The following is a 17,328-nucleotide window of genomic DNA, read 5'->3' as shown; positions in this document are numbered from 1 at the left end:
TTCGACTGCTGGTGTGACGAAAGGATGAGCGCTTTAGCGACAGGCCTACCAGTCGCTGAGCTTGGTGTCGGGCCCGTATTCCTGGCCCTCGACGTCTTTCACCACCGCCTGGCCGCAACGCATGGTCTTGGTCTTCTTGTCGTAGGCGTAGGTCGGCGAGCCGAACAGGTGCCAGCCCTTGTTCAGCGCCGCCGTCACCTTGTGGCAGAAGCTGGAATCGTCCGGAGCGGACAGAAAGCGGTAGAGTTTCATGTTTCAGTTCCTGTCGTGAGTACCTATGGCCCGCGCTCTACGCGGGCATCATGCGCCGATGGCCGCCGCCTTCGCCAGCAGTTTTTCGGCCTGCGCCAGATGCAGACGCTCGACCATTTTGCCGTTCACCGCGATCACCCCCTTGCCGGCATTTTCGGCCAATGCGAAGGCGTCCTTCACCGCGCGCGCCGTGGCCACTGCCTCTGCGGACGGCGCAAAGGAGCGGTTCGCCGCTTCGATCTGGGCCGGGTGGATGAGCGACTTGCCGTCGAAGCCCATGGCGGCGGCTTCCGCGCATTCGCGCGCCAGGGCATCCAAATCGCGAAAATCGTTGGAGACGCCGTCGAGGATATCGAGGCCGCCGGCGCGCGCGGCCAGCACCATCTGCATCAGCCAGGGCATGAGATAGCGCCGGTCCGGCGTGGCCAGGATGCCGGTCTCCTTGATCAGATCATTCGTTCCGGCAACGAAACAAGCAAGCCGTGAGGCCGGGTCGCGGCCCAGTTCGGCAATGGCGCCGATGTTGAGCAAGGCCTTGGGCGTCTCGATCATCGCCCAGATCTTGACCGTATCCGGGGCAAAATTGTCGTCGAGCGCGTCGCCGGCCTCGAGGATGTCACGCGGCGTGACGACCTTGGGCAAAAGGATCCCGTCGGCCTCGACCTTCGCCGCCGCCAGAACATCGTCGGCGCCCCAGTCACTGGACAGCGCATTGACGCGCACGATCATTTCGCAGCGCCGCTTCGGGCGGCTGGCAAAGATGCCCGCCAGTTTCTCGCGCGCCGCAAGCTTGTCGGCGGGTGCCACGGCGTCCTCGAGGTCGATGATGATGGCGTCGCAGGCAAGCGAAGCGACCTTGGCCAGCGCCTTGTCGTTCGAGCCGGGGATGTAAAGCACCGAGCGGCGCGGGCGGTAGGTTTCAGTCATGCCCGATCTATGCCGCCTGCGGCCGGGCGAGGCAAGCACAGAGCTGACGCGTTGGAGATGAGCCAATCGTCGAAGTCGGCGCCGCCCCTCATCGCCCTGCCGGGCACTTCTCCCCGTATAGAGACGGGGAGAAGGGAGCTGGTGGCCGAGGCGCCGGCTCGATTTCTGCGACGCCGGTGATTGGCGAAATCCCGGATGACAGCGTCCCTCTCCCCGTCACTATACGGGGAGAGGATGCCGGCAGGCAGGTGAGGGGCGGCGCCAACGTCCCGAAAGGATGCGCGGGCTATTGCCTGACCCTGCACGAAAACTGCACGCAATTGCGGAAAACCTCCTCCAATCCGCCGCGCCTCTTCCCTGCCTGCCTGCGAGACAGGCGGCATGCAACAGCGAACAAATCTCCGTTGGTCCCTGCCTTACCGTCTGCGCAGCGAAGGCTGGTGGCTTGTCGATCCGCCAAAGGTCCGCCCGACGGCGAGCCTGCTGCCCTTCATCCCAAGATCGCGGCCGAGACATTTTAGCCGCGCGGCGGACGCGAGGAAAATTCGCTCATGACGGCATTCTTCGCTCCAAGCTACTGCAGCCGCTTCGGCATCGCCGTGCTGCTGGTCGCGCTGGCGGATTTTCTGTTCTACGGCCAGCCCGCCGGCATCAATTTCTTGCTGTTCGCCATCCTGATCGCCGGCGCGATCGTGGCCGTGCATCCTTCGGCATTCAGCGACGCCAGGCTCTGGCTCAAGCCCGCCGCCCTGCTCGTCGCGCTGCTGCCGCTGGTCGAGAACGTCAGCCCCTTGTCCGTCTCGATCGCCCTTGTGGCCCTGGCGGTGTTCGCGCTTTCGCTTGCCGGACGGCTGCGTTCCAGCCTTGCCCGCATCGCCGGCCAGCTCGGCATCTTCCTCTTCGCTGCCCCGTTCCGGTTGGTCCGCGACTTCTTCCGCTGGCGCAAGGCGGCGCGGCGGCTTGGGCGGCGGCGCATCCGGCTGGCGGCCATCGCCGTCTGGGTGATGCCGCTGGCGCTCGGCGCGGTGTTCCTTGCCCTGTTCGGCGCCGCCAACCCGGTCATCGAATACTGGTTCACGCTGATCGACCTGTTCGCGCTGCTCGATCTTATCCAGCTGGCACGGCTGGTCTTCTGGCTGCTGGTGCTTGCCGGCGTCTGGGTTTTTCTGCGCCCGCGCCTGCCGCGCTTTCTTCGCCGTTTGCCGCGTTTGGCGCCAAGCGTGCCTGCCGATGCACGGCCGCCGACAAAGGCCGTCACCACGATCGAGGACATCGTCTTCGGCAAGGGCGCGATCCTGCGCGCGCTGATCGTCTTCAACCTTTTGTTTGCGCTGCAGACCGCGCTTGACGCAACCTATCTCTGGGGCGGCGTCGCCCTCCCCGACGGGCTGACCTACGCCGCCTATGCGCATCGCGGCGCCTATCCACTGATCGTCACCGCGCTGCTCGCCGCGGGCTTCGTGCTGGCGGCGCTGCGGCCGGGCAGCGAAACCTCCAATGATCCGCTGATCCGCCGGCTGGTCTATGCCTGGGTGGCGCAGAACATCGTGCTGGTCATTTCTTCGATCCTGCGGCTCGACCTCTATGTCGGCATCTATGCGCTGACCTATCTGCGTATCGCCGCTTTCGTCTGGATGGGGCTGGTGGCGGCGGGTCTGGCACTCATCATCGCCCGCATCGCGCTCGGAAAATCCAGCGAATGGCTGCTCTCCGCCAATCTTCTGACGTTATCGGCGACGCTTTATGCCTGCTCCTACATCAACTTCGCGGCGCTGATCGCCAACTACAATGTCGACCATTCCTACGAAATGAACGGCCCCGGCACCAGCCTCGATCTCTGGTATGTGCGCTCGCTTGGCCCCAGTGCCCTGCCGGCCCTCGATCGCTTTTTCGACCATAAACAGAAGGTGTTCCTCGCCGACCGCCGCGACGGCGTCGACGCGATGACCGAGGCCCGCTATCGCACCATACAGAGAAACTGGCGCGCTTGGAGCTTTCGCGACTGGCGGCTTCTGCGCTATCTCGACAGGAACGGCGTGCTCGCGAATCCCGCCGTTTCTGAACCCTACGTGCCGGGCCGCTGATCGATGCCGCATAACATCCTCGTCGCCGACGACGATCCGCACATCCGCGAGATCATCTGCTTCGCACTGGAAAAGGCGGGGATGAAGACGGTCTCGGTATCCGACGGCGCGGCCGCCCTGCATGCGATCGAACGGCGCGCGCCGGACCTCGTCGTGCTCGACATCGGTATGCCGGAGATGGACGGGCTGGAGGTCTGCCGGCGGCTCAGGCAACATTCCGACGTGCCGGTGCTGTTCCTGTCGGCGCGGGATGAAGAGATCGACCGCGTCCTCGGGCTGGAAATGGGCGGCGACGACTATGTCACCAAGCCGTTCAGCCCGCGCGAACTGGTGGCGCGGGTCAACGTCATACTGCGGCGCGCCCGCCAGGCGCCGGCCGAGAGCGACGAGCGGCAGTTTTCGCATGGCGGGCTGGTGCTGGTGCCGGCCAGCCATAGCGCCAGCTTCAAGGGCAAGCCGCTGGCGCTGACTTCGATTGAATTCGCGATCCTCAGAGGATTCCTCGCCCGGCCCGCGCATGTGCTGGCCCGCGAGGCGGTGATGGCCAATGCCTATGCCGCCAACATCCATGTCGCCGATCGTACCGTCGACAGCCATATCCGCAACATCCGCGCCAAGCTGGCGGCGGCCGGCTGCGCCGATGCGATCGAGACCGTGCACGGCGTCGGCTTCCGTCTCGGCCGGTGCGGCGCGTGACCCCCGACAAATGGCGTCCGCGCCTGGCTACGGTCGTCATCGCCATTTTGGTCGTGGTGATGGCGCTGCCGCTGGTCGGCCTGTTCTTCTTCCGGCTCTACGAGAACCAGCTGATCCGCCAGACAGAGGCCGAGCTCATCGCGCAAGGTGCCGTGCTTGCCGCCATCTATGCGCAGGATGTGCGCGAGGCCGGCATTCCTTTTGGGAAACTCGGCGTGCCGATGCCGCCGTCGGGAAGCGATGCTGAGAGCCGGAGCGACGAAGCCGATACATCCTACCGGCCGATTGAGCCGACCCTCGATCTCGCTTCGGACACTGTTCTTCCAACCCGGCCCGCTGCCGTCGCAGCCAATGCTGATCCGGCCTTCGCGGCAATCGGCGCGCGCCTGTCAGGCATCCTCACGGAAACGCAGAAAACGACGCTCGCCGGCTTCCGGCTGCTCGACCCCAGGGGCGTGGTCATCGCCGGACGCGAAGAGGTCGGCCAATCGCTTGGCGATGTCGGGGAGGTTCGCGCAGCGCTTTCCGGCCGCTACGCCAGCGCGCTCAGGCTGCGGATCCCCGAGGAGCCGGCGCCACCGCTCTATTCGGTCAGCCGCGGCACCAAGGTGCGCGTTTTCGTCGCCATGCCGGTCGCCGTCGACGACAAGGTCGCCGGCGTCGTCTATCTGTCGCGAACGCCGAACAACATCGTCAAGCATCTCTATGGCGAGCGCGGTAAGGTGACGTTGGCGGCCATCGCCATTCTCGGCGGCACGCTGCTCATCGGGCTGGTCTTCCTGCGCACCGTCAGCCGGCCAATCTACGGGCTGATCGAACGGACAAAGCGCATCGCCGCCGGCGACCGCGCCGCGATGCGGCCGCTCGACCACCACGGCACGCGCGAGATGGCCGCGCTTTCCTCTGCCTTCCTCGACATGGCGCAGAAGCTGCAGGCGCGCTCCGACAGCATCCAGACCTTTGCCACCCACGTCTCGCATGAGCTGAAATCGCCGCTGACGGCGATCCAGGGCGCGGCGGAGCTTTTGCGCGATTCCGGTTCGGCCATGGACGAGGCCGAGCGGCGGCGATTTTCCAACAATATCGTCACCGATGCCGGGCGGCTCAATCTGCTGGTGCGCCGCCTGCTCGACCTGGCGCGCGCCGAGAACCTTGCCCCCAGCGGCGATACCACCTCGATCAGTGCAGCCCTTGCGCTGCTGCCGGCCGAAAACAGGCTGGCGGTTCGCGTCGAGGCGGGCGGCGACATCGGCCTCAGCATTTCCGGCGAAAACGCGGCCATCATGCTTGCCAATCTGATAGACAATTCGGCGCGGCATGGCGCAACGGCGGTTTCGCTGTCGACGACCAGCGCGGACGGCAAGGCGACGATCCGTGTCAGCGACGACGGCGCCGGCATTTCGCCGAGCAACCGGGCCAAAATCTTCGAGCCGTTCTTCACCACGCGCCGCGAGTCCGGCGGCACAGGGATGGGGCTTGGCATCGTGCTGGCCCTCCTGAAAGCGCATGATGGCACGATCCGGCTGGTTGACTCCGAACGCGGCACGCGCTTCGAGATTTGCTTGCCGGCCGCGTGAAGGATGCGGGTGAGCGGATCGGAGAAAAAATTGCGCTACGACATCGTCATCATCGGCGGAGCCATCGTCGGATCCTCGGTTGCCTACTACCTGCGCGAGGAAGGCTTTACGGGCTCCATCGCGCTGATCGAGCGCGACCCGCAATTCGCCCATGCGGCGACGACGCTATCCCTGGCCTCGATACGGCAGCAATTCTCGATCCCCGAAAACATCCGGCTGTCGCAGTTCACGCTGAAGCTGTTCCGGCGCCTGAAGGAGACCTTTGGCGCCGATGCCGATATCGGCTTTCGCGAGGGCGGCTATCTGATCCTCGCCGGCGAGAACGGACTGCCGATCCTGAAGGCCAATCACGAGGCGCAGATCGCCGAGGGCGCCGACATCCTGCTCGAGGATGCAGACCAGCTTGCGCGCCGCTTCCCCTGGCTGTCGGTCGAAGGCATCACCGCCGGCGCCTATGGCCGGACCGGCGAGGGCTGGTTCGACGCGCATGCATTGCTGATGCTCTTCCGCAAGGCACTGCGCGACAAGAAGATCGATTTCATCACCGCCGATGTCACCGGCATCGCGCGGCAGGGCAACCGCGTGACGGGCGTCAGCCTCGACAATGGCGAGACGCTGGAGGTCGGCATCGTCGTCAACGCCGCCGGCCCGAATGCCGGCAAGGTCGCTGCTTTTGCCGGGCTGGTGCTGCCGGTCGAGCCACGCAAGCGCAACGTCTTCGTGTTCGAGGCGCGCGAGAAATATGCCGACATGCCGCTGCTGGTCGACCCGAGCGGCATCTATGTGCGGCCCGAAGGCTCGGTCTATCTCACCGGCGGCGCCGAGCCGGAGGAAGGCGATCATGCTCCTGATCCCAAGGATTTCGAGGTCAACTGGCCCTTGTTCGAAGAGGTGATCTGGCCGGTGCTGGCGACGCGTATCCCGGCCTTCGAGGCGATCAAGCCGACGCGCGCCTGGGCCGGGCACTACGACTACAACACGCTCGACCAGAACGCGGTGATCGGCCCGCATCCGGAGGTCGGCAATTTCCTCTTCGCCAACGGTTTTTCCGGCCACGGCCTGCAGCAGGCGCCGGCTGTCGGCAAGGCGCTGGCCGAGCTGATCGTGCATGGCGGGTACAGGACGGTGGACTGCTCGGCCTTTGGGTATGGAAGGGTGGCGGAAGGAAAGGCGTTTCGGGAATTGAATGTGATTTGAGGCTTCTTTGGAAAGACGCTGCTCTAAGCCGCCGCCCGGACGAAGCCGCCTTGGCAGATGGTGAGCCGCGTGCCGCAGGAGGGGCGATTGCGTCCGCTGAAGCCGTCAGCCCTTGCGGCCGAACCAGAAGGCGTCCGGCATGCGCTTCATGCCGATCCGTTCGTAGAAACCAACGGCGTCGGGCATGGAAATCAGGCTGATGGCGACGGATGGCCCGAGCTGCCGGCGCGCCTCGTCCATCAGGCCCTTGCCGATGCCCAGCCCTTGCGCCGATTGGGAGACGGCGAGTTCGGAAATGTAGCAGACCCAGGCAAAGTCGGTCATGGCCCTGATAACGCCGAGCAGCGGCTTGCCCTCGACGTCGAGACGCGCCGTCAGCACCAGGTTGGCGCCTGAAAGCATTTTCTCCAGCCGGGCCCCGTCATCGACGGGGCGCGTTTCGCCAAGGCCGGATTCGACCAGCACGCGGCGGAACTCGGCAATGTCGAGCGTCGGCTCGCTGGCGTAGAGGACTTTTGAAGCTGTTGTCATGCCGCCAAGGTGCACCACGGGCGGGCGGTTTTGAAGCCTTTGCGTGCCGATCTTGTGATCGGCGGCCAAGAGCGAGCGCAAACAGCTGCCTTTTATTTGCCCGCGGCTTTGTGTAAACCGGGCGCCAGCAAATCCCCCGCAACGAAAAAGAAGACGGGCAGACCCATGGACAAATTCACCAAGCTCACCGGCGTTGCCGCGCCGATGCCGATCGTCAATGTCGACACCGACATGATCATCCCCAAGGACTATCTCAAGACGATCAAGCGCACCGGGCTCGGCAGCGGCCTGTTCGCCGAAATGCGCTACAAGGACGACGGCTCGGAAAACCCGGACTTCGTGCTCAACAAGCCTGCCTATCGCAAGGCGCAGATCCTGGTCGCCGGCGACAATTTCGGCTGTGGCTCGAGCCGCGAGCACGCGCCGTGGGCGCTGCTCGATTTCGGCATTCGCTGCGTCATCTCGACCTCGTTCGCCGACATTTTCTACAACAACTGCTTCAAGAACGGCATTTTGCCGATCACCGTCAGCCCGGAAGATCTGGAGAAGCTGATGGACGACGCCTCGCGCGGCTCCAATGCGACGCTGTCGGTCGATCTCGAGGCCAAGGAAATCCGCGGCCCTGACGGCGGCGTGGTCACCTTCGACCTCGACGACTTCAAGCGTCACTGCCTGCTCAATGGGCTCGACGACATCGGCCTGACCATGGAGAAGGCCGGCGCCATCGACTCGTTCGAGAAGAAGAACGCCGAGCAGCGCCCCTGGGCCTGAACGGCCGGATCTGAAAGGCTGGCGAAGCGGCGCCGATGGCCGGCATGGCGGTGAACGGAGGACGGTCATGACACGCTCGCTTCTGGCCAGCGCCTCGGCGCTGGTGTTGATGCTGCTGCCTGCGACGGCCATTCATGCCCAGACGCTGGCCGCGCAACAGACCCCGGCAGCGGCCGACCAGCCGGAAACCGACCAGGGATCGTCGAGCACCACCGATGCGGCGCCCGCCGACGACGACAAGCAGGCGCCGATCCCGTTCGAGGGTGGCCAGCTGACCATCACGCAGCCGGAACAGGACGGTGAAAAGGTGCTGGCCTATGACGGAAAGAAGCTGGCCAGCAATTACGACGTCTACTTCGACAAGGTCGTCAAGATCGGTGACGTCAACGTGGCGCTGGTCGATGTCGGCGACGGCGGTAACCAGTGCGGCCCGGCCAAGGTGATCGTGTGGAAACCGGAAGGCGGCACCATTCAGACCACAACGGTCGAGCAGGACGAATGCGGCGCGCCGCCGGCCTCCGTGTCGGACAACGCCATCTATTTCGTGCCCTATCTCCTGCCCGGCGAATCGAAGCCTGCGCTGCAATGGTCGCCCACGGACGGGCTGACCACCTCGGGCTATCTCAGCTATATGCCGGAACCCGGAACCGACTGGAAAGATATCGATCCGGCCAAATACCAGAACATCATCGACGCCTTCCACAATGAGGCCGTCTACAAGGCGGCCGAGACGCTGCTCGGCAAGGACATGCCCGACATCGCGACCAGCCTTTTGGTCGGCGGCGGCACGGAAAAGACGGCGTCCGGCGCCTTCTACGCCAGCGGCTGCGTGCCGCATGATTGCGGTGGCAATGACGGTTTCATGGCGGTCGACCCGGCCAAGCACACACTCTATTTCGCCCGCCGCGGCGACAAGCCGGAGCCGGACGCGTGGCCGGCGGTGAAGACCTGGCCGGCCGATGTAAAGGAAGCGCTGGACAAGGCGATGAGCTCGGGGAATTAGGGTCCACGTGGTGCTGGCTCGTCGCTGGCAATGGTCAATTCTCTTTGGCCCATGACTGACTACGCCTCCCCTGCTAGACGACCACCTACGAATGCGAGGAAGCCCATGCGCAAACTGATCTCCACCGGTTCGCCCTTCGAAAAGACCGCCGGCTACTCGCGCGCTGTCGTACAGGGCGACTGGTGTTTCGTGTCGGGAACCACCGGCTACGACTATGCGACGATGACGATGCCGGAGACGGTCGAGGCGCAGGCGCGCAATTGCCTGGCGACGATTGCCAAGGCCTTGCGGGACGGCGGTTTCGAGATGGCCGACGTGGTGCGGGCGCATTACTACATCACCGACCAGGCCTTCGTGGATATCGTCTTCCCGATCCTCGGCGAGACCTTCGGCGAGATCAGGCCGGCGGCGACGATGATCGTCTGTCAGCTCAACAAGCCGGAAATGAAGATCGAGATCGAAGTCACGGCGCTGCGGCGCACGGTATGAGCTCATGAAAGTTCGGCGCATCGTTGCAAACATAGACACGCAGGATATCGCGGCGGCAAGGCGCTTCTATCAGGATGTGCTCGGCCTCGATGTGCTCATGGATATGGGCTGGATCGCCACCTATGGCTCGCAAGAGACGATGACCGTGCAGATCAGCTTCATGGCCGAAGGCGGCTCCGGCACGCCGGTGCCTGACCTGTCGATCGAGGTCGACGATGTCGATGCCGCGCTCGAGGCCATGAAGAGCGCTGGCTTCGCCATCGAATACGGCCCGGCCGACGAACCCTGGGGCGTGCGGCGCTTTTATGTGCGCGACCCGTTCGGCAGGCTGGTCAATATCCTCTCGCATCGGTGACCACGCTTCCCACACGCAGGCTTGCGCACCGGCCGCTTGGCGTTTAGCAAGGCCGCGATTTCAACTTCTTTCCGGGACGGTTCTCCATGGCTTCGAAAAATCTTCTCCTGCTCGCTGGCGACGGCATCGGCCCCGAGGCGATGGCTGAGGTGAAGAAGCTGATCGCGGCCATGAACGCAAAGCTGGGCAGCGGCTTCGTCACCGACGAGGGGCTGGTCGGCGGCTGCGCCTATGATGCGCATGGCGCGGCGATCTCCGATGCCGACATGGAAAAGGCAATGGCGGCGGATGCCGTGCTGTTCGGCGCCGTCGGCGGGCCGAAATGGGACAAGGTGCCTTATGAAGTCCGCCCCGAGGCCGGGCTGCTGCGGCTGCGCAAGGACATGGAGCTGTTTGCCAATCTGCGTCCAGCCATCTGCTATCCGGCGCTGGCCGCATCCTCTTCGCTCAAGCAGGAGGTCGTCGAGGGTCTCGATATCCTCATCGTGCGCGAACTCACCGGCGGCGTCTATTTCGGCGAGCCGAAGCAGATCATCGATCTCGGCAACGGCCAGAAGCGCGGCATCGACACGCAGGTCTACGACACGTTCGAGATCGAGCGCATTTCGGGCGTCGCCTTCGAGCTGGCGCGAACGCGCAAGAACCACGTCACCTCGATGGAAAAGCGCAATGTGATGAAATCGGGCGTGCTGTGGAACGAGGTCGTCAGCCAGACGCACAAGTCCAAATACGCCGACGTCACGCTCGACCACATGCTGGCTGACGCCGGCGGCATGCAGCTGGTGCGCTGGCCGAAACAGTTCGACGTCATCGTCACCGACAATCTGTTCGGCGACATGCTGTCCGACATCGCCGCCATGCTGACCGGCTCGATCGGCATGCTGCCGTCGGCTTCGCTCGGCGCGCCGGACGTCAAGACCAAGAAGCGCAAGGCGCTCTACGAACCGGTGCATGGCTCGGCGCCCGACATCGCCGGTCAGGGCATCGCCAACCCGATCGCCATGATCGCCTCCTTCGCCATGTGCCTGCGCTATTCCTTCGGCATGGTGGCCGAGGCCGACAAGCTCGAAGGCGCAATCGCCGCTGTGCTCGATCAGGGCTTGCGCACCAAGGACATCCTGTCCGAGGGCATGACCGAGGTCGGCACCGTCGAGATGGGCGACGCGATCATCGCCAAGTTCCTGGGGTGATCCATGGCGGTCGACGTCCGCTGGGCGACGACCGGCGATGCGGCGGCGCTTGCCGTCATGCTCTGCGAGATGGCGGTGCATTACCGGCAGCCGCCGCTCGACAGCGAGCGCGCGCTGGCTGCGGCGCAAAAATGGCTTGGCGAGGAAAGCCTTGCCTATCCGCATTTCGCGCTGGCTTTCGTCGATGGCGAGGTTGCCGGTCTGGCATCGGTCGCCATCGCGCATCCCGGCATTGATCTCGAGCGACTGCTTTTCCTGAAAGATCTGTTCGTGCGCGACCATGCCCGCAATGCCGGCGTCGGCCGGGCGTTGATCGGCTTTCTCGCCCGTCATTGCCTGAGCGAGGGCATCGGCCGCATCGACCTCACCACCGAGGACTGGAACGAGGGCGCGCTACGCTTCTATGAGCGGCTCGGCGCCGAGCGTCACGGCCAGAAGGTCTTCCTCAGACTGTCGGGCAAGGCGCTGGAAACGGCAGCTAAACCCTGACGCCTACCGGCACCGGCCCCCACCGGTTTTCTTGTCCCTGCGTCGGGATCAGCGCGAAGACCAGCGTGGCGAGGCCGCCGACGGTCGGGATGAAAAACAGCACGGCAAGCCACCCGGTCAGGCCGATATCGTGCAGGCGGCGAACGATCAGTCCAATCCACGGCACGAACGTTGCCACGATGAACGTGATGGAAAGCCCCATCGCCATCGCCGGCAGGTCGGTGCCGGCGTCCAGATTGCCCATGGCCGCGTCGGCGGCGACGCCGATACCTAAGATCACGATCAAGCAGATCATCCAGAACAGGCAGAAGGCCCAGAATTCCTTGCGGCGGGCGCGACCGGCGAAGTTGACATAGTTTTCCGTCACCGCCCGCCAGAAATAGCTCCACAATCCGGTGGAGCCGGCGGTCTCGTTCTCGGCGAGACGGCCGAAAAGCTGCGGTTGAGGCGCGGCCGCCGCCGGCTTGCTGCTGGCCTGAGGCGATGCGGCGGCAGCGCCTGCCGGAGCCGCCGACGCCTGGGTACGGATCGAATAGACATTGCGCGCCTGGCCACCGCCCGGTTGGAATTCGACAAGCGCGCCCTTGGCCACAGAAGCGTCGCGGCGCATGTCCTCGCGCGCGAAGCTGTAGCGGCTGCCGTCGGCTCCGGCGATGAAACCGAAGCCCTGGTCTTCGTCATAGTGAAGAACTTCGCCGCGCATGTCCTTGCCCCCGCAATACATCCGGCCGAAATGTGACACGCGCCCGAACCGGCAAGCAAGGCCTGCGCCAGGAAAACGTGGCTTTTGCCGTCGCTGCAAATGAAGCATAAGGCGCAATCTTCCTCGTCAAGATGTAGGCAATGACCATCCAAAGCTTGAATGCCGGCACGACGGGGGAAGACGAAGCGGGCACGAGAGCGCCAACGCTGTTCATCGACGCGACGGGATTGTTGTTGTGGCCGCCCGGCAAGGCCCTGGCGGGCATTCCGCGGATCGAAGAGTTTCTGGTCAAGGCAGCCTTGGCGGATCCCGACCCTGCCGTGGAGGTGGTGGCGTTCAGAGCCGCGGAGTGCAGGTTCGAAGCGCTGGCACCCTTCGAGCAGGATTATTGGGCGGCAAGCGGGATTGCGCCTTTTCGCGCCAGGCGACGGCCAGGGACGATAGAGGCGCTGTCGCAGGCTCTCCGGTCGGTGAGGCAATATCCGTGGGGCAAGCGAGATGCCGACCGTCACCTTGCCATGACGGTCACCGGCGGCAAGAAGGGACCCGGGTTTCACGCGGTGAGGCTGCTGATCCGTGCCTGTCGCTCATACCGGCGGGTTCTTGGCAGGCTCGGCCGGCGCCAGGAGGTTCCGCATCGACCCGTCGATGCCGAACGGAGCCTGGTGCTGATCTCCAATCACATTCTCACACGGCAGGACCGATCGGCCATCTCGGGCGACGCCAAAGGCCTCGCCTTCATCTGCCACGATCTCATCCCGGTACTGCGCCCCGACCTGGTAGGCTCGGGCCCGACCGAAAAGGCCTTCGGGACCTACCTCGAGAGGCTTGTGCGGTCGGGGGCGACGGCCTTCTGCACCTCGGCCGAGGCCAGCGTCACGCTGACCGATCACATGCGCCAGGCCCGCATCGCGCCGCCGGTCATCCACCGCTTTCCAATGCCGTCGATCCTCTACGAGACTGCTTCGCGGCTCGATATGACGTCGCGCTTCGAGCCCGATGAGCCGTTCGTGCTTTACTGTTCGACCATCGAAGTGCGGAAGAACCACATCATGCTGGCGCGGATCTGGCGGCAGGCGCTCGAAGACGGCGTCAGCCTGCCAAGGCTTGTCTGCGTCGGACGCCGGGGATGGATGGTTGAGGCGTTGAACGCCTATCTGAAGGCTCACCCCGAGCTGGCCGGTCCGGTGACGTTCACCGGTCCGATCAGTGACGAGGAGCTTATCCGCCACTACCGCAGCGCGTCCTTCGGCGTCTTCCCTTCGCATATCGAGGGCTGGGGCTATGGCGCCTCGGAATGTCTCGATTTCGGGGTGCCGGTGATCGTCTCGAAAACGCCGTCGCTGATCGAGGCGACCGGCGGCCTGATGCCGGCAATCGAGTCCAGTGATCAGGCAGGTTGGTACGCAGCCATCCGCAGGATGGCCGAGGACACGGAATGGCGTTCCTCGCTGACGGACCGCATCGCGCGGCAGCACCGGCCGACGCCCGCAGCAGCCAGCTGGGCGGCGATCAAGGCCGGTCTCAAGGCAGGCAGATCACGTCCGTCTGAGGCCCTCGGCTGAGGGCCGCAAGGCCGGCGGCAAGGGCTCGCCTCTACGCCGGCCGCGTCTTCGACTTCTTGTGCTTTGGCGGTCCGGCCTTGTCGAATTTCGGCTTGCCCGCTTTGGCGGCCCAGGGCCTTGCCTCGAACGGAGGGCGCTGGCCATCCGATGCCGCGGCGCGCTTGTCGAATTTCGGCTTGTGGGCACTTTGGGGCGCATTCTCGTCGAATGCCCGCTTGCCGCGGTGCGGCTTCTTGTCAGGCTGCGGCGGCTGATAACCGGCGCGGGAAAGATCGGGTGTGCCGTCCAGCCGCTTCACCACGATGTTGTTCTGCAGCTTCTTGTCGGGGCCGATCGCCGCCAGGAACCGGTCGGCCCAGTCGGCGGCGATCTGAACGAAGGTCTCTTCCGGCTGCATCTTGATGGCGCCGATCTCGCGCTTGGAGATGTTGCCGGTGCGGCACAGCATCGGGATCAGCCAGCGCGGCTCGGCATTCTGCCGGCGGCCGACCGACAGCGAGAACCAGACGCTGGCGCCGAAATCGTCACGGCGGCTGGGCGTCTCGTCGCGGCGGGCAAACTTTTCGCCCGACGGCGTGAACGGTGCGACATCCAGCAGGTCCTCGGGGGCCGAGCGGCTGGCACGACATTGGCGTACGAAGGCGGCCGCCACCTGTTCGGCGCCATGCCGGGCGAGAAGCGCGTCGATGAAGGCGCGTTCGTCATCCTTCACGGGCTCGTCGAAAGCCGGATCGGCAAGAATGCGCTCGTCGTCGCGCTGGATCACATCGTCGGCCGATGGCGGGCTCGCCCATGTCGCCTTGAGCCCGGCATTCTGCAAAAGCCGCTCGGTGCGCTTGCGGGCACTGTTGGGAACGATCAGCGCGCTGACGCCCTTGCGCCCGGCACGGCCGGTTCGCCCACTCCGGTGCAGCAACGTCTCCGGATTGGTCGGCAGGTCGGCGTGGATCACCAGTTCGAGATTGGGCAGGTCGATGCCGCGTGCCGCTACGTCGGTGGCGATGCAGACCTTGGCACGGCCGTCGCGCATCGCCTGCAAGGCATGGCTGCGCTCGTTCTGGCTGAGTTCGCCCGACAGCGCCACGACGGAAAAATTGCGGTTGTTGAAGCGTGCGGTCAGATGGTTGACGGCGGCGCGGGTGTTGCAGAACACCAGCGCGTTCTTGGCCTCGTAGTAGCGCAGCACGTTGATGATGGCGTTTTCCCGGTCGGCCTGGGCAACGTTCAGCGCCCGGTATTCGATATCGAGATGCTGCTTTTCCTCGCCGGCGGCGGAGATGCGCACCGCATCGCGCTGGTAGCCTTGCGCCAGCGTGGCGATGGAGCGCGGCACGGTGGCCGAAAACATCAGCGTTCGGCGCTCGGCCGGGGCGGCATCGAGGATGAATTCCAGGTCTTCGCGAAAACCGAGATCGAGCATCTCGTCGGCCTCGTCGAGAACGACGGCCTTCAGCGCCGACATGTCGAGCGCGTGCCGAGTGATGTGGTCGCGCAGCCGGCCTGGCGTGCCGACGACGATGTGGGCGCCGCGCTCCAGCGCGCGCCGCTCCGTGCGCATGTCCATGCCGCCGACGCAGGACGCCACCGTCGCGCCGGTCAACTCGTAAAGCCATTGCAATTCGCGCGTTACCTGCAAGGCGAGCTCGCGCGTCGGCGCCACGGCCAGCGCCAGCGGTGCTCCCGCCTGGGCAAAGCGATCCGCGCCTTCGAGAAGGGTCGGCGCCAAAGCAAGGCCGAAGGCGACGGTCTTGCCGGAACCGGTCTGCGCCGAAACCAGTGCGTCGGCCTGGCCGAGTTCGGGGGCGAGAACCGCCTTCTGCACCGGCGTCAGCTCGGCATAGCCGCGTTTTTCCAGCGCCTGTGCAAGCGCAGGAACAATAGCTTGGAAACTGGACATCTATCTCTTTCGGAATTCAGGGTCTGCGCTCGTCATGGAGCACATGCCGGCGCATGCCAGCCAAACAATCTTGGCCGTTCGTACTTCCTGCCGCCACCATTGTACAGGGCGGCATGAAGACCGTGCGTCGCGCCACCAATTGACTCTTTATGCAAACCGCGTAAAAGCCCGCATCGAACGGGATCGTCATTCGATGCGCGGCCTTTTGATGGCTCTTCTTGCATTCGACTTCCCTGGCCACAATGCGAACCATTGGGCCGGGCGCGTCGGCGCGTCCCCTCGTTCCAGCAAAACCCCATTCTTGGCCAGGAAAACTGGCAAAACGACCACCAAAACGGTCTGATTCCCTTGGCCTAACCACCCTCTCCCGGGTCCGGCCCGGGGGTTGAAACCCGCATCGGCCGGCGGGTTTTCTCCAAAAACCGAGCGGAGAGGGACAGGAGATCTTTATGAGTTTCAAGGTTGCGATCGTCGGCGCCACGGGCAATGTGGGCCGGGAAATGCTGAACATACTGGAAGAGCGCGGCTTTCCGGTGAGCGAAGTGGTGGCACTGGCCTCGCGGCGCAGCCAGGGCACGGAAGTGTCGTTCGGCGACCGCACGCTGAAGGTCAAGTCGCTCGACCAGTATGATTTTTCCGACACCGATATCTGCATCATGTCGGCCGGCGGCAACGTCTCCAAGGAATGGTCGCCGAAGATCGGCAAGCAGGGCTGCGTCGTCATCGATAATTCGTCGGCCTTCCGCTACGACCAGGACGTGCCGCTGATCGTGCCGGAAGTGAACCCGGACGCGATCTCGCTGTTCACGCGCAAGAACATCATCGCCAACCCGAACTGCTCGACGGCACAGCTGGTGGTGGCGCTGAAGCCGCTGCACGATGTCGCCACCATCAAGCGCGTCGTCGTCGCCACCTACCAGTCGGTGTCGGGCGCCGGCAAGGAAGGCATGGACGAGCTGTTCACGCAGACGCGCGCCGTGTTCGTCGCCGACCAGGTCGACGTCAAGAAGTTCACCAAGCGCATCGCCTTCAACGTCATCCCGCATATCGACGTCTTCCTCGACGACGGCTTCACCAAGGAAGAGTGGAAGATGGTGGCCGAGACCAAGAAGATGCTCGACCCCAAGATCAAGCTGACGGCGACCTGCGTGCGCGTGCCGGTGTTCATCGGCCATTCGGAAGCGGTCAACATCGAGTTCGAAAAGCCGATCACCGCCGACGAGGCGCGCGACATCCTGCGCGAAGCGCCGGGCTGCCAGGTCTTGGACAAGCGCGAGGACGGCGGCTACATCACGCCACTCGAATCGGCCGGCGAGGACGCCACCTTCATCTCGCGCATCCGCGAGGATTCGACCATCGACAACGGTCTGTCGATGTGGATCGTCTCCGACAATCTGCGCAAGGGCGCGGCACTGAACGCGGTGCAGATCGCCGAACTGCTGGTCGAGCGCGGCCTGATCCAGCCGAAGAAGAAGGCGGCATAATCTCGCTCACGGGTGGTTCCGTTTTCGCTCACGGGCCGCACCGCCGCTATCGCGGCTGGCCCTCCGCGGGGGCGCCGGACGACCGGCGGCCCGCAGTCGCGGGCTCGGCCTTTGGCCG

At 64.7% G+C, this 17,328-nt stretch carries 17 protein-coding genes; 12 read left to right on the top strand and 5 right to left on the bottom strand.

Translation table 11 applies throughout. The features are described from left to right. Positions 1-45: 45 nt before the first annotated feature. Positions 46-252, bottom strand: coding sequence for a DUF1737 domain-containing protein (locus tag DH08_RS24775; RefSeq protein WP_192181790.1), 207 nt, complete (start codon positions 250-252; stop codon positions 46-48). Between the two features lie 48 nt (positions 253-300). After that, positions 301-1,179: an HpcH/HpaI aldolase/citrate lyase family protein gene (locus DH08_RS24770; protein WP_192181789.1), complete on the bottom strand. Its 879-nt coding sequence runs from the start codon at positions 1,177-1,179 to the stop codon at positions 301-303. A gap of 551 nt (positions 1,180-1,730) precedes the next feature. Here DH08_RS24770 and DH08_RS24765 point away from each other — a divergent pair. From DH08_RS24765 to DH08_RS24750, 4 genes are read left to right on the top strand one after another with little or no spacing between them, the layout of a single operon-like run. Next, a complete protein-coding gene (locus DH08_RS24765; RefSeq protein ID WP_192181788.1) occupies positions 1,731-3,263 on the top strand; it encodes a DUF4153 domain-containing protein in 1,533 nt (510 codons plus the stop codon). Between the two features lie 3 nt (positions 3,264-3,266). Then, positions 3,267-3,959, top strand: coding sequence for a response regulator transcription factor (locus DH08_RS24760; protein WP_192181787.1), 693 nt, complete (start codon positions 3,267-3,269; stop codon positions 3,957-3,959). A 59-nt stretch (positions 3,960-4,018) separates the two neighbouring features. Then, on the top strand, positions 4,019-5,536 hold the full coding sequence (locus DH08_RS24755; protein ID WP_246800997.1) for a sensor histidine kinase: 1,518 nt from the start codon (positions 4,019-4,021) through the stop codon (positions 5,534-5,536). 30 nt (positions 5,537-5,566) lie between these two features. After that, positions 5,567-6,733, top strand: a complete 1,167-nt coding sequence (locus tag DH08_RS24750; protein WP_192181785.1) for an NAD(P)/FAD-dependent oxidoreductase — start codon at positions 5,567-5,569, stop codon at positions 6,731-6,733. Positions 6,734-6,838: 105 nt separating this feature from the next. Here the strand turns inward: DH08_RS24750 and DH08_RS24745 are convergent, their stop codons facing one another. Continuing rightward, positions 6,839-7,264, bottom strand: coding sequence for a GNAT family N-acetyltransferase (locus tag DH08_RS24745; protein ID WP_192181784.1), 426 nt, complete (start codon positions 7,262-7,264; stop codon positions 6,839-6,841). Positions 7,265-7,429: 165 nt separating this feature from the next. On the opposite strand from DH08_RS24745, the gene leuD reads away from it, so the two are divergent. The 6 genes from leuD (at position 7,430) to DH08_RS24715 (ending at position 11,561) form a co-directional block, all read left to right on the top strand. After that, entirely contained in the window at positions 7,430-8,035 is a 606-nt protein-coding gene (gene leuD / locus DH08_RS24740) for a 3-isopropylmalate dehydratase small subunit (protein ID WP_192181783.1), read from the top strand. 67 nt (positions 8,036-8,102) lie between these two features. Beyond that, on the top strand, positions 8,103-9,038 hold the full coding sequence (locus DH08_RS24735; protein ID WP_192181782.1) for a hypothetical protein: 936 nt from the start codon (positions 8,103-8,105) through the stop codon (positions 9,036-9,038). Positions 9,039-9,143: 105 nt separating this feature from the next. Further along, positions 9,144-9,527 carry a RidA family protein gene (locus DH08_RS24730; protein WP_192181781.1) on the top strand — a complete coding sequence of 128 codons (384 nt, stop codon included), beginning with the start codon at positions 9,144-9,146 and terminating at the stop codon, positions 9,525-9,527. 4 nt (positions 9,528-9,531) lie between these two features. Then, a complete protein-coding gene (locus DH08_RS24725; RefSeq protein WP_192181780.1) occupies positions 9,532-9,882 on the top strand; it encodes a VOC family protein in 351 nt (116 codons plus the stop codon). 86 nt (positions 9,883-9,968) lie between these two features. Further along, positions 9,969-11,072, top strand: coding sequence for a 3-isopropylmalate dehydrogenase (gene leuB, locus DH08_RS24720; RefSeq protein ID WP_192181779.1), 1,104 nt, complete (start codon positions 9,969-9,971; stop codon positions 11,070-11,072). Between the two features lie 3 nt (positions 11,073-11,075). Beyond that, positions 11,076-11,561: a GNAT family N-acetyltransferase gene (locus DH08_RS24715; RefSeq protein WP_192181778.1), complete on the top strand. Its 486-nt coding sequence runs from the start codon at positions 11,076-11,078 to the stop codon at positions 11,559-11,561. Here DH08_RS24715 and DH08_RS24710 read toward each other — a convergent pair. Next, the gene (locus tag DH08_RS24710) at positions 11,551-12,264 is read right to left on the bottom strand and encodes a DUF805 domain-containing protein (RefSeq protein WP_192181777.1); all 714 of its coding nucleotides are present in this window, start codon (positions 12,262-12,264) and stop codon (positions 11,551-11,553) included. The genes DH08_RS24715 and DH08_RS24710 overlap by 11 nt on opposite strands. 140 nt (positions 12,265-12,404) lie before the next feature. Between DH08_RS24710 and DH08_RS24705 the strand changes: the two genes are divergently transcribed. After that, a complete protein-coding gene (locus DH08_RS24705) occupies positions 12,405-13,829 on the top strand; it encodes a glycosyltransferase (RefSeq protein WP_192181776.1) in 1,425 nt (474 codons plus the stop codon). A gap of 31 nt (positions 13,830-13,860) precedes the next feature. Here the strand turns inward: DH08_RS24705 and DH08_RS24700 are convergent, their stop codons facing one another. Further along, entirely contained in the window at positions 13,861-15,726 is a 1,866-nt protein-coding gene (locus tag DH08_RS24700; RefSeq protein WP_192181775.1) for a DEAD/DEAH box helicase, read from the bottom strand. A 449-nt stretch (positions 15,727-16,175) separates the two neighbouring features. On the opposite strand from DH08_RS24700, the gene DH08_RS24695 reads away from it, so the two are divergent. Beyond that, positions 16,176-17,210 carry an aspartate-semialdehyde dehydrogenase gene (locus tag DH08_RS24695; protein WP_006202716.1) on the top strand — a complete coding sequence of 345 codons (1,035 nt, stop codon included), beginning with the start codon at positions 16,176-16,178 and terminating at the stop codon, positions 17,208-17,210. Positions 17,211-17,328: the final 118 nt, after the last annotated feature.

It is taken from the genome of Mesorhizobium amorphae (assembly GCF_014843845.1).
GTDB lineage: Bacteria > Pseudomonadota > Alphaproteobacteria > Rhizobiales > Rhizobiaceae > Mesorhizobium > Mesorhizobium amorphae_A.
Note: the sequence above shows the minus strand (reverse complement) of the source record. Positions and strands in the feature narration are given on the sequence as shown.

Coding starts and splice junctions, on each gene's coding strand:
- DH08_RS24775 (WP_192181790.1), bottom strand. CDS start 252: ATGAAACTCTACCGCTTTCTGTCCGCTCCGGACGATTCCAGCTTCTGC.
- DH08_RS24770 (WP_192181789.1), bottom strand. CDS start 1,179: ATGACTGAAACCTACCGCCCGCGCCGCTCGGTGCTTTACATCCCCGGC.
- DH08_RS24765 (WP_192181788.1), top strand. CDS start 1,731: ATGACGGCATTCTTCGCTCCAAGCTACTGCAGCCGCTTCGGCATCGCC.
- DH08_RS24760 (WP_192181787.1), top strand. CDS start 3,267: ATGCCGCATAACATCCTCGTCGCCGACGACGATCCGCACATCCGCGAG.
- DH08_RS24755 (WP_246800997.1), top strand. CDS start 4,019: ATGGCGCTGCCGCTGGTCGGCCTGTTCTTCTTCCGGCTCTACGAGAAC.
- DH08_RS24745 (WP_192181784.1), bottom strand. CDS start 7,264: ATGACAACAGCTTCAAAAGTCCTCTACGCCAGCGAGCCGACGCTCGAC.
- leuD (WP_192181783.1), top strand. CDS start 7,430: ATGGACAAATTCACCAAGCTCACCGGCGTTGCCGCGCCGATGCCGATC.
- DH08_RS24735 (WP_192181782.1), top strand. CDS start 8,103: ATGACACGCTCGCTTCTGGCCAGCGCCTCGGCGCTGGTGTTGATGCTG.
- DH08_RS24730 (WP_192181781.1), top strand. CDS start 9,144: ATGCGCAAACTGATCTCCACCGGTTCGCCCTTCGAAAAGACCGCCGGC.
- DH08_RS24725 (WP_192181780.1), top strand. CDS start 9,532: ATGAAAGTTCGGCGCATCGTTGCAAACATAGACACGCAGGATATCGCG.
- leuB (WP_192181779.1), top strand. CDS start 9,969: ATGGCTTCGAAAAATCTTCTCCTGCTCGCTGGCGACGGCATCGGCCCC.
- DH08_RS24715 (WP_192181778.1), top strand. CDS start 11,076: ATGGCGGTCGACGTCCGCTGGGCGACGACCGGCGATGCGGCGGCGCTT.
- DH08_RS24710 (WP_192181777.1), bottom strand. CDS start 12,264: ATGCGCGGCGAAGTTCTTCACTATGACGAAGACCAGGGCTTCGGTTTC.
- DH08_RS24705 (WP_192181776.1), top strand. CDS start 12,405: ATGACCATCCAAAGCTTGAATGCCGGCACGACGGGGGAAGACGAAGCG.
- DH08_RS24700 (WP_192181775.1), bottom strand. CDS start 15,726: ATGTCCAGTTTCCAAGCTATTGTTCCTGCGCTTGCACAGGCGCTGGAA.
- DH08_RS24695 (WP_006202716.1), top strand. CDS start 16,176: ATGAGTTTCAAGGTTGCGATCGTCGGCGCCACGGGCAATGTGGGCCGG.